At 42.9% G+C, this 10,859-nt stretch carries 11 protein-coding genes; 7 read left to right on the top strand and 4 right to left on the bottom strand.

Annotation, left to right across the window (positions count from 1 at the left end):
- The 4 genes from ABZB17_RS15625 to ABZB17_RS15610 form a co-directional block, all read right to left on the bottom strand.
- On the bottom strand, positions 1 to 212 hold a 212-nt coding region (locus ABZB17_RS15625; RefSeq protein WP_372651376.1), incomplete at its 3' end, for a cytochrome C oxidase subunit IV family protein.
- Positions 213 to 222: 10 nt separating this feature from the next.
- Positions 223 to 852: a cytochrome c oxidase subunit 3 family protein gene (locus ABZB17_RS15620; RefSeq protein ID WP_045028619.1), complete on the bottom strand. Its 630-nt coding sequence runs from the start codon at positions 850 to 852 to the stop codon at positions 223 to 225.
- 1 nt (position 853) lies between these two features.
- Positions 854 to 2,467 (bottom strand): cbb3-type cytochrome c oxidase subunit I, encoded by a 1,614-nt coding sequence (locus tag ABZB17_RS15615; protein WP_045026118.1) that lies wholly within the window; start codon positions 2,465 to 2,467, stop codon positions 854 to 856.
- Positions 2,468 to 2,477: 10 nt separating this feature from the next.
- The gene (locus tag ABZB17_RS15610) at positions 2,478 to 3,293 is read right to left on the bottom strand and encodes an SCO family protein (protein WP_372651373.1); all 816 of its coding nucleotides are present in this window, start codon (positions 3,291 to 3,293) and stop codon (positions 2,478 to 2,480) included.
- 671 nt (positions 3,294 to 3,964) lie between these two features.
- Here ABZB17_RS15610 and ABZB17_RS15605 point away from each other — a divergent pair.
- The 7 genes from ABZB17_RS15605 (at position 3,965) to ABZB17_RS15575 (ending at position 10,679) form a co-directional block, all read left to right on the top strand.
- The gene (locus tag ABZB17_RS15605) at positions 3,965 to 4,882 is read left to right on the top strand and encodes a 4Fe-4S dicluster domain-containing protein (protein ID WP_045026117.1); all 918 of its coding nucleotides are present in this window, start codon (positions 3,965 to 3,967) and stop codon (positions 4,880 to 4,882) included.
- A gap of 18 nt (positions 4,883 to 4,900) precedes the next feature.
- Positions 4,901 to 6,259, top strand: coding sequence for an NrfD/PsrC family molybdoenzyme membrane anchor subunit (gene nrfD / locus ABZB17_RS15600; protein ID WP_372651371.1), 1,359 nt, complete (start codon positions 4,901 to 4,903; stop codon positions 6,257 to 6,259).
- A gap of 5 nt (positions 6,260 to 6,264) precedes the next feature.
- Positions 6,265 to 7,140: a cytochrome c gene (locus ABZB17_RS15595; RefSeq protein WP_372651369.1), complete on the top strand. Its 876-nt coding sequence runs from the start codon at positions 6,265 to 6,267 to the stop codon at positions 7,138 to 7,140.
- A gap of 96 nt (positions 7,141 to 7,236) precedes the next feature.
- Positions 7,237 to 7,428, top strand: coding sequence for a cbb3-type cytochrome oxidase assembly protein CcoS (gene ccoS, locus ABZB17_RS15590; RefSeq protein WP_045026116.1), 192 nt, complete (start codon positions 7,237 to 7,239; stop codon positions 7,426 to 7,428).
- Positions 7,429 to 7,439: 11 nt separating this feature from the next.
- Complete coding sequence (gene ccoN / locus ABZB17_RS15585) at positions 7,440 to 9,905, top strand: cytochrome-c oxidase, cbb3-type subunit I (protein WP_372651367.1); 2,466 nt, start codon at positions 7,440 to 7,442, stop codon at positions 9,903 to 9,905.
- Between the two features lies 1 nt (position 9,906).
- Complete coding sequence (locus tag ABZB17_RS15580; RefSeq protein ID WP_045026115.1) at positions 9,907 to 10,095, top strand: hypothetical protein; 189 nt, start codon at positions 9,907 to 9,909, stop codon at positions 10,093 to 10,095.
- 11 nt (positions 10,096 to 10,106) lie between these two features.
- Positions 10,107 to 10,679, top strand: coding sequence for a cbb3-type cytochrome c oxidase N-terminal domain-containing protein (locus ABZB17_RS15575; RefSeq protein ID WP_303921951.1), 573 nt, complete (start codon positions 10,107 to 10,109; stop codon positions 10,677 to 10,679).
- The last annotated feature ends 180 nt before the right edge of the window (positions 10,680 to 10,859 follow it).

The raw sequence follows: 10,859 nt of genomic DNA, 5'->3' as shown, positions 1-10,859 counted from the left end.
TTTATGTATGGTTTGTCGTATTTCAGGTGCATAAAATAAGTTAACACCAGAACTGATTTTACAACAGCAAACAACAAGGCTGCGGCAACGGTAAATTCGCCCAGTTCTATCGAGGTAATTCCTATCGATGCAAAAGTAAGTCCCAGCAATGCAACCAGTACAATTACGTATAAACGGTATGGAACGATATAATGATGTTTATCTTCTGACATAGTGTTAGTTTTAATGGATGAGATAAAATAGCGGGAACAGGAAAATCCAGATCAGGTCGACAAGGTGCCAGTACAAGCCGCAGTTATCAAGTAACGACGGGCGTTTGGCATTTACTTTTCCATTGGCAACACCTTTAATGGCAAATCCCATTATTATGAGGCCCACAATAATGTGCAGTGCGTGTAACCCGGTCATTACAAAGTACAAACCAAAGAAAAGGATTTCGCCCTGGCTCATTTCATTCAGCATCTGTTCTGATCCCGGCCATATTCCGTGCGAGAATTTTATGCCCCACTCAAAGTACTTATTCACCAAAAAGCCAATGCCAATAATAAAAGTTATTACTACCAGTGCGATGGCCACTTTTTTGTGTCCTTTCTGCAAAGCGGTGGTCGACATGGCAATGGTCATACTACTTACCAGAAGAATAACGGTATTAAACGCGCCAATAAAAGTGTTTAGTTCTTCAGCTGCCAGGTGAAAGGCGTCGGGGTTCATGTACCGATAAACCGAATAAACGATAAACAGGCCGCCAAACAACAGTAGTTCTGTAAAAATAAACAGCCACATTCCGATTTTCGACGATTCTGGATCGTACATGTCGGGGTGCTCTACATGTGCATGTTGATGTTCAGCCATATTATTCATAATTATAAGGTCCGTCTTTTTCTCCTAATACCGGTTCTTTATCGAAATTCAATACAGGCGGCGGCGATGGAACTGTCCATTCCAGTGTTTTACTATGCCACGGATTCACCTCTGCAGGTGCTCCTTTTCGTGCCGAACGAACCAGGTTTACAACAATGATGATAAAACCGGTTACCAATACCCACGAGCCCAGCGTGCTCAGGATATTTCCTCCATGGAACTCTTCCAGGTAGTCGTAATAACGCCTTGGCATTCCCATCATTCCGAGATAGAACATGGGCGAATACAACGCCAGAAAACCAATAAAGAATACCAGCCAGCCAATATTGGCCCAGGCCTTATCATACATTCTTCCAAATATTTTTGGGAACCAGTAGTGCATTGCCGCAAAAAAGGCAAAGCCGGTACCGCCAAAAACAATGTAATGGAAATGGGCAACAACAAAGGCAGTGTCGTGCACATAAATATCGGTAGCCAGTGCCCCCAAAACCAGGCCGCTTAAACCACCAACCATAAACACAAAAATAAATGACACTGCCCAGTAAAAGGGCGTTTGGATATTGATCGATCCCTTATACATCGTCGATATCCAGTTAAAAACTTTAATTGCACTTGGTATGGCAACTATAAATGTGAGGAGTGAAAAATAATATTGTGCAGTACCGCTCATTCCGGCCGTAAACATGTGGTGCCCCCAAACCAGGTAGCCCACAAATGCAATGGCCATTGTTGACGCGATAATGGCTTTATATCCAAAAATATGTTTTTGCGAGAATGTTGGAATAATCTCTGAAATGGCTCCCATAGCAGGCAGAATCATAATATAAACTGCCGGGTGCGAATAAATCCAGAACAGGTGTTGATACAGAACAGGATCGCCCCCCAAAGCCGGGTCAAAAATGCCTACTCCGAACACTCGTTCGAGGGCTACTAACACCAGGGTAATACCCACAACCGGTGTTGCCAGCAACTGAATCCAGGCCGTTCCGTACAAGGTCCAAACGAATAACGGAAGTTTCGACCATTTCATTCCGGGACAACGCAAACGGTGAATGGTCACCAAAAAGTTCAAACCGGTAAGAATGGATGAAAAACCTAACACAAATGCCCCGAATATGGCAGGCAGCAGGTTGGTTCCGCTTTTAAAACTGTAAGGTGCGTAAAAGGTCCAGCCGGTGTCGGGAGTTCCCGATCCGAACAGCAGTGCACACAGTACCAAAACCACTCCGGTAACGTACAACCACCACGAAAGCAGGTTGAGTTTTGGGAAAGCCACATCTTTTGCCCCAATCATTATGGGCAACATCAGGTTTCCGAAAACCGCGGGTAAACCGGGCACCACCACCATAAAAATCATTATAACACCATGAACAGTAAACGTAGCGTTATAGGTTTGTGCATCCATAATGGTTTTTCCGGGAGCCAGCAATTCAAATTTCATGGCAAGCCCCAACAAAACACCGGTTGCAAACATGGTAGCTATCGAATACAGATAAAGAAGACCAATACGTTTATGGTCAGTGGAAAAAATCCATCCGAGCAAACCTTTGTATTTTCCCTGATAGGTTAAGTAGTTTGCTCCATTAACAGCATTTGTTGTATGCATAAAGTTTAGTTTAATTTACTTTTTTCTTTGGTTTTAATACCAGGTACAGCAGTAAAACCAGCGCGAAAAACATAATTATGGTTCCGCTTACTTTAGTTACATTTAATACATATGTTTGTCCTTGCGGATCGTAGGAATAACAAAAACGCAATACTTTGTTCAGTGTTGGTCCCGACTGGCCTTTCGAGGCTTCTACAATGGCCATTTTCCATTCAAAAGGCAAAAAGTACAGCCCATTTAAATATCGGGTAATTTTTTCATCGGGGCTTACAACAATTAACGATGCGGCATGCAGAAAATCGTTACCGGTTTTTTTGTATTTAAAACCTGTTGCCGAGGTTGCCCTTGTTATACTTGCACTGTCGGAAACAAAAAATAACCAACCGGTTTTGGCTTCTTCCACTTTGTCGGCATTATTCATCAACTGCAGGTAATTTGTTTTTTTCCTGATTCCCAAATCAATTGTTTCACTGGGATCAAAGCTAATGGTTAATACCTGGTAATCCTCTCCGGGAACAAGATCCGATTTGTCCATCACACCGGCAACAGCTTCCATTAGAGGGCTGCAAATTCCGGGACAGCGATAGTAAACAAAATTCAATATTGTTGGCTTATCAATAAGATCGGACAACCACACGTGCTCGCCGGCTTCATTTATCAACGAAATACTGTCGGGCAAATAATCGTCAAGATGTTCCACCACCCCGATTTCAACATCATCGTCGGTAGCTGCAGGATTGATTACGCTTTGAGCATTTGAAACATTAGCAAGTAGCAGAATGATACCTGCAAGAAACGTTGTAATATAATTTACAGTTTTTTTCATAGAAGCCAAACCAATACGGCAAGGTTTATTTTAGTTTTTAAATGAATAGTACGTTATAACAGGTTTTAAGTTTTATCAATTTCACGATTCCGGCGAAATACAATAATACCTTTTTACCTGATTTCATATCTTAAAACCACAAAAGACTGATAATGTTTATGTAAAGAATAAGTTTCTTTTGATTTTTTACAAATTGATTTCTTGCGTGCAATATTTTCGCTGAAAATACAGGATATTTGAGGCCTGAATTTTCAGCGAATCCTGTATCTTTATACCATGCGCAAGGCAATGAAGGTTTATTTAGAATATGTTTTACAGCATATTTTTATGCAACTTTAATCACCCTTGTACATCGTTCAGGTCTTCAAAAAAATCCTTTATAAACAACACGAAAATGCATTTGTTCACCCGAAAAAAATATTTTTTTCAACCCTAAAACCTATCTCATCAGATATCAAGTTATTATACCAAAAATAAAATTTTACAAATATAGAAAAACACTGTAACTTACTCACTTATAACATTTAAAGTTAATTTAGTCTTTTATTATTGAGAGGACCGGATTAGTTTGCCGCTTTGCGCTTATTTTATAAATTCGTAAGGTTGAGAAACTAAATTCAGCTGAAAAAAGTATTGATTTCAGCACTATAGTTCTAAAAAAATGTCTGTTTATGGAAAATAAATCACGCAGAAGTTTCGTGAAAAAGTTGGGTGTATCAGTTGGTGCAGCCGGACTAGTAGGAGGCTCCAGTCTTTTAAGTTCATGTAACCAGGTGGAGACCGCCTCGGGAGATACAATTAAACTGCTTACATCGAGTGGAGAACTTGTTGAAGTAAACAAAGCACAGCTTAAACCCGCTGATATGCCAAGTCTTACCGAAAATCAAAAACGGGGAAGAAAAGGCTTGCCGGGCCGTAAATTTGTGATGGTAATCGATTTATCGAAATGCCGGAATGCACGCGAGTGTATGAAAGGTTGCCAGAAACACCACCAGCTGCGTCCGGAACAACACCATATTAATGTATTGCAAATGCAGGATGCCGAGCACACAGCTCCGTATTACATGCCAAAACCATGTCAGCATTGCGATAACCCGCCATGTACGAAGGTTTGCCCTGTTAATGCAACTTTCAAACGCGAAGACGGCATTGTACTTATTGACAATGAACGCTGTATTGGTTGTCGTTTCTGTATTGCTGCCTGTCCTTATTCAGCAAGGGTTTTCAACTGGTTTGAACCACGCGATGCCGAAAAATACGAAGGCGTTACCTACAATATTGAAGCTAACGTACCGCAGAAAAAAGGTACCATTTCGAAATGTTTGTTTAGCGCCGACCGTTTACGCGATGGGAAGCTACCAACATGTGTTTCGTCGTGCCCCAACGGAGTTTACTGGTTTGGCGACCAAAACGAAGATGCAGTTACCAACGGAACCACGCACGAAACTACCAGTTTCAGCAAATTGATTAAAGATAATGCTGCGTATACTTTAATGGAAGAACTGGGAACCAAACCGCGTGTTTATTACCTGCCGCCAAAAGACAGGGCTTTCCCATTTCAGGGCGAAATTGAAGATCACCACTCATAACAGACTAAACTTTAAACGATGGAAAAAACAAAATCGCCGGAAGAATCCCGGAAATTATTGGATAAGATAACTTTCGACCTCACCCGCTCGATTGTAAAACGCGATGAGCTCACCCGTTTTTGGTATTTCATACTTGTTATGTTTGCCGCGGTTGGTTTGTGGGGTTGGTTTATACAAATTCGCGACGGACTGGGAGTAACCGGAATGCGCGACTACGTATCGTGGGGAATGTACATTGCCAACTTTGTATTTTTTGTGGCTGTTAGTTTGATCGGGTTTCTGATCAGCTCATCGTTGCAGCTGCTAAAAATTAGCTGGTCGAAACCCATTTCCAGGGTAGCCGAACAGATTGCAATTGCCGCAGTGGCACTGGCCGGTATTATTATTGTAATGGACATGGGGCGCCCCGATCGTTTTCTCAACGTATTTTTACACGGACGTTTTGCATCGCCAATTATCTGGGATGTTACTGTTGTAACCACCTATTTAACCATTTCGGTATTGTTATATTATATACCACTCATCCCCGACCTTGCACTGTTGCGCGACCGTGGCGGCGACGATATTCCAAAATGGAAAATGCAGATATATAAAATACTGTCACTCGGATGGAAAGGAAATGACAAACAATACAAGCTCGTGGCACACTCCATGCGCGTGCTTATGATACTTATTCTTCCGGTTGGTTTATCTATCCACACCGTAACATCGTGGTTATTTGCCGCCACTCTTCGTTCGGGCTGGGATACCACCATTTTTGGGCCCTACTTTGTGGCCGGTGCGTTTGTGGCCGGTGCTGCAGCTGTGGTAATATTAATGTTTGCCTACAGGGTTCGTTACCGTTTAGGCGAATATTTTGAAGATCTGCACTTCGATTATATGGGAAAATTACTGGTTTTTGTCTGCCTGGTATACCTCTACTTCAACATCAACGAATTTTGGGTTCCGGCCTACAAAATGAAAACCGCAGAAGGTATTCACCTGCGCACCCTGTTTACCGGAAGCTACGCACCGATGTTCTGGTCGGCACAAATGCTGGGATTAATTCTTCCCATACTTTTGATGCTTTTCCGGTTTTTCAGAAAACCTTTGCCGCTAACAATTATTTCGGTTTTTGTGCTTATAGCCTCGTGGTTAAAACGATATATTATTGTTGTACCAACGCTTGAGCACCCGTTTTTGCCTGTGCAGAATGTGCCCGACTATTTCAAACATTATTCGCCAACCAGTATCGAGATCATGATCACCATTTTTTCTTTCATGGCCGCGCTGCTTATTATTACTGTGCTGGCCAAAATGTTCCCGGTTATTACCATTTGGGAGTACGCCGAGGAAAAAGGTATTGACAAAGAAATTCTTGCTGAACCGAAAAAATAAAAAACATGAAGATCAAACTATTATTTGTAGCGTTAGTTTTTCTTGCCCAGCAGGGAATGGCACAGGAATGGTTGGTTCCTGAAGATCAGAAAAATATTGAAAACCCGTCAGAATATAATCTTGCGAATGTAAAAAAGGGTAAAGACCTTTACCTGCTAAATTGTAAATCGTGCCACGGCGATCCGGGGAAAAACAACGGTTTACCATTGATTCCTCCACCACCCGATGTAAGCAGCGACATTATGCAGGCCAACAGCGAGGGCGAGTTGTTTTATAAAATTACACACGGGCGCGGCGGTATGCCACAATTCGAAACCACCATTTCGGAAGACGACCGCTGGCGTTTGGTAAATTACATTCGTAATTACAGCCCCGATACCGAACCATTATTGGTGGAAGAACCGCCCAAAAAAGCAAAAGTACTGGCATCGGTAAACGAGGCCGAGCGTATTGTTGAAGTTTTTGCCGAGTATCAGAACAAGGATAGTGTTTATGTTGCTCTTGCTGAAACCCCAATTTCAATTGGTGCACAAAAAGCCTTTGGAACACTTCCAATCGGAGAGGTTCTTACCAACAAAGAAGGCCGTGCGGAATATGCCATTCCGGAAAGCCTGATTGGTGACGAACAGGGAATGGTAACACTGGTTGTTGACTTAGGCGAGGGATTCATTACCGAAGATGTGGTGCTTGACGCATCAAAAGTAGGACAGCCAAAACCAACACCCGTACTTATTAAAGAAGAGATACTTTGGTCGACCAACGACAATATACAAACCTGGCTATTGTTGTCGTACCTGGCAGCGGTTTTAGGAGCCTGGGGAACCATTGGCTATGTTGTATTTCAGATTTTTAAAATTAGCCGGGCCGGCAAAGAGGAATAAATGAAACGACCATGATAAAACTTTTATCATTTATGCATAGAATTGAAATCATGGTAGTTCCATCTTATACGTTTGAAAAAGAACAGTTTTAATAAGATGAACATTTTTTATCTGCTTATAGGAGTAAGTTTACTGGTGGCACTCATTTTTTTGGGCGCTTTTATCTGGTCGGTCCGATCGGGGCAGTATGATGATAACGAAACTCCATCGATGCGGATGCTTTTTGACGACGACGATGTGGAATCGGAATCTGAAATCAATGAAGAAAAAAAGAATAATAAAAAATAATTATCCAACTCATGGAAAATCAAAAATTTAATTACGACAACAAAATAGTTAAGTTGTTTATACTGGCTACACTGCTTTGGGGTGTTGTTGGCGTACTGGTGGGCATCCTTGCTGCAGCACAGCTGGCCTTTCCTGTATTCAACTTTGGTCTGGAATATACCACTTTCGGAAGGGTAAGGCCACTGCATACCAATGCAATTATTTTTGCATTTGTAGGAAACGCCATTTTTGCCGGAGTGTACTACTCGATGCAAAAATTGCTGAAAACCCGAATGTTTAGCGATACCTTAAGCAAAATCCACTTTTGGGGCTGGCAACTCATTATTGTACTGGCAGCCGTTACGCTGCTGGCCGGATTTACCACCTCGAAAGAATATGCCGAACTGGAATGGCCAATTGATATTTTGATTACCCTAATTTGGGTGGTTTTTGGTTGGAACATGATCGGGACAATTGTTGTTCGCCGTGTTCAGCACATTTATGCAGCTATTTGGTGGTACCTGGCAACTTTTCTTGGCGTGGCCATGTTGCACGTGGTAAACTCGTTCGAGCTACCGGTTTCGTTGTTTAAGAGTTACTCCATTTATGCCGGTGCGCAAGATGCGGTGGTACAATGGTGGTACGGCCACAACGCTGTGGCGTTTTTCCTTACAACACCGTTTTTGGGCTTAATGTACTATTACCTGCCTAAGGCTGCTAACCGCCCGATTTATTCGTACAAACTGTCGATCATTCACTTTTGGTCGCTTATATTTTTGTACATGTGGGCAGGGCCACACCACTTGTTATACCAGGCTTTGCCAAACTGGGCACAAGCTTTGGGAACAACGTTCTCGATAATGTTGATCGCCCCCAGCTGGGGTGGTATGATAAACGGTTTGCTCACCCTGCGTGGCGCCTGGGATCGTGTTCGCGACAGTGCCGCTCTCAAGTTCATGGTAGTTGCTGTAACGGCTTACGGTATGTCAACTTTCGAAGGCCCGATGATGTCGCTGAAATCAGTAAACCAAATTACCCACTTTACCGACTGGACCATCGCTCACGTACACATTGGCGGTATGGGCTGGAACGGCGGACTTGTATTTGGTATGCTATACTGGCTGGTACCAAAACTGTTTAAAACAAAACTATTCTCCGAGAAATTAGCCAATACGCACTTTTGGTTGTCAACACTGGCCATTTTGGTTTATGCCATCCCGCTTTATTGGGCAGCCGTAACACAATGGTTAATGTGGAGAAACTTCACCGAGGAAGGTTTCCTTCAGTACCCGAACTTCCTGGAAACAGTAACCCAGCTAATTCCGATGTACGTAGCTCGTATTTTTGCCGGAATTCTATTCCTGGTTGGATTCCTTATTATGGTTTACAACCTGGCAAAAACAATGGCTGCCGGAAGTTTTGTTAACGACGAAGCTGCCGAAGCACCTGCCCTTGTATTGGCCGGAGCCCGCAATCCGATGAAAGAAACCGTACACCGTTGGATGGAAAGAAAAGGTGTTCGTTTCTCTATCCTTGTATTTATTGCGCTGGCTATTGGTGGAGCTGTTGAGATCATCCCGATGATATTTATAAAATCGAACGTACCAACCATCGACTCGGTGAAACCATACACGCCACTTGAGCTCGAAGGCCGCGACCTTTATGTAAAAGAAGGTTGTTATGTGTGTCACTCGCAAATGGTTCGCCCGTTCCGCTGGGAAACCGATCGTTACGGCGAATACTCAAAAATCGGAGAATTCGTTTACGACTATCCGTTCCAGTGGGGATCGAAACGTACCGGCCCCGATTTGGCGCGCGCCGGAGTGGTTGGCGGCCCGATGTACAAAAATGCGGCATGGCACTACAACCATTTTATGGATCCGCAAAAGATGAACGAACAGTCGATAATGCCGAATTATGCGTGGCTGGCGGTTAAAAATACCGATCTTTCGCAAACACCGAAAAAAATCAGGGCCATGCAAACACTTGGCGTTCCTTACCCCGAAGGATACGACGAAAAAGCCGTTGACGATTACCTGGCACAAGCCGAAGGTATTGTTGCCGACCTAAAAGCTTCGGGTATTGAAACGGATGCGAAAAAACAAATCGTGGCAATGATCGCCTACATGCACAAACTGGGAAAAGACATTTCGGAGCAACCGGAAGTGGCCCAGGTAGAATTACATTCTGAATCATTCACTGAGGCTACCGATCAAAAAGAAGTTAAACTTTTAACAAGTGCTGAGGATCTGGCTGCCGGCAAGAAAATGTTCCAGACAACCTGCGTAGTTTGTCACGGCCCGGAAGGCAAGGGAGTTGCAACATTCCCAAGCCTTGTTGATGATGAGTGGCTGCACGGAAACTCTCCGGAGGAAGTGTTCCATTCAATTTCAGAAGGAAATGTAGCTAAGGGAATGGTGCCTTATAAAACGCAATTTTCCGAAAAACAGATTACACAGCTTACAAGTTACGTATTAACAACTCTGCAAAATAAGTAAAATGAAGATCGTAAGTAATCTATTAACAAGTATCGAAGGAATCCAGATTTTTTACATCGTCGGATTACTCATCTTTGTATTGCTCTTTATCGTAATCTTTATTCGCACCATGCGCATTCCAAATCAGGAAATGGAAGATATAAAGAACTCTATTCTAACAGATGGCGATTCTCGCGATATCAATTCTTAAAAAATACAGCTATGTCAGATAAAAATAAACAAATATTGGAGCAGGATGAGCACCTGATGGACCACGATTACGACGGGATTAAAGAGTTGGATAATCCGCCGCCACGATGGATAATGATGTTATTTTACATTACCATCGGCTGGTCGATTATTTACGGAGCTTACTATTTCTGGTTAAAAGAAGGCAACCTGCAGGATGAAGAATATGCGCACAAATCAATGAAGCACGACGCAAAATACCAAATTGCGTCAATCTCTGCTGAAGATCTTGTGGCGTTTACTGATGAAGAATCGATTGCTGAAGGAAAGCAAATTTACACCGATTTGGCATGTATGGCCTGCCACGGTATGAACGGTGAGGGAAATGCGATTGGCCCCAACCTAACGGATGATTACACGCTGCACGGATGCGATTTCGAAAGCGCGTTTCATACCATAAAAGAAGGTGTGCCGGCAAAAGGAATGACCGCTTATAAAACGCAAATGAGCGACGAGAAAATCCAAAAAGTGGCCAGTTATATAATGACTCTTAGAGGAACAAATCCGGCCAATGCCAAGGAGCCGCAAGGAGAAAAATGTGAATAGAAAATAAATACCTCGAAAAATGGTGGGGAACAGTGTTTCCCATCTTTTTTATCTGCAAATTGAACATATGGTAAATCAAAAACTCGACTTCAGAGACTACCCCATAAACTGGAACGAGCGGGGAGGACGAAAATGGATATATGCCAAAAAGCCTTCGGGGAAATGGTTTACCCGGCGTAC

It is taken from the genome of Draconibacterium sp. (genome assembly GCF_041583095.1).
Classification (GTDB): domain Bacteria; phylum Bacteroidota; class Bacteroidia; order Bacteroidales; family Prolixibacteraceae; genus Draconibacterium.
The sequence above is the reverse complement of the archived record's forward strand: the minus strand, read 5'-3'. Positions and strand labels throughout refer to the sequence as shown.

Coding starts and splice junctions, on each gene's coding strand:
- ABZB17_RS15620 (WP_045028619.1), bottom strand. CDS start 852: ATGGCTGAACATCAACATGCACATGTAGAGCACCCCGACATGTACGAT.
- ABZB17_RS15615 (WP_045026118.1), bottom strand. CDS start 2,467: ATGCATACAACAAATGCTGTTAATGGAGCAAACTACTTAACCTATCAG.
- ABZB17_RS15610 (WP_372651373.1), bottom strand. CDS start 3,293: ATGAAAAAAACTGTAAATTATATTACAACGTTTCTTGCAGGTATCATT.
- ABZB17_RS15605 (WP_045026117.1), top strand. CDS start 3,965: ATGGAAAATAAATCACGCAGAAGTTTCGTGAAAAAGTTGGGTGTATCA.
- nrfD (WP_372651371.1), top strand. CDS start 4,901: ATGGAAAAAACAAAATCGCCGGAAGAATCCCGGAAATTATTGGATAAG.
- ABZB17_RS15595 (WP_372651369.1), top strand. CDS start 6,265: ATGAAGATCAAACTATTATTTGTAGCGTTAGTTTTTCTTGCCCAGCAG.
- ccoS (WP_045026116.1), top strand. CDS start 7,237: ATGAACATTTTTTATCTGCTTATAGGAGTAAGTTTACTGGTGGCACTC.
- ccoN (WP_372651367.1), top strand. CDS start 7,440: ATGGAAAATCAAAAATTTAATTACGACAACAAAATAGTTAAGTTGTTT.
- ABZB17_RS15580 (WP_045026115.1), top strand. CDS start 9,907: ATGAAGATCGTAAGTAATCTATTAACAAGTATCGAAGGAATCCAGATT.
- ABZB17_RS15575 (WP_303921951.1), top strand. CDS start 10,107: ATGTCAGATAAAAATAAACAAATATTGGAGCAGGATGAGCACCTGATG.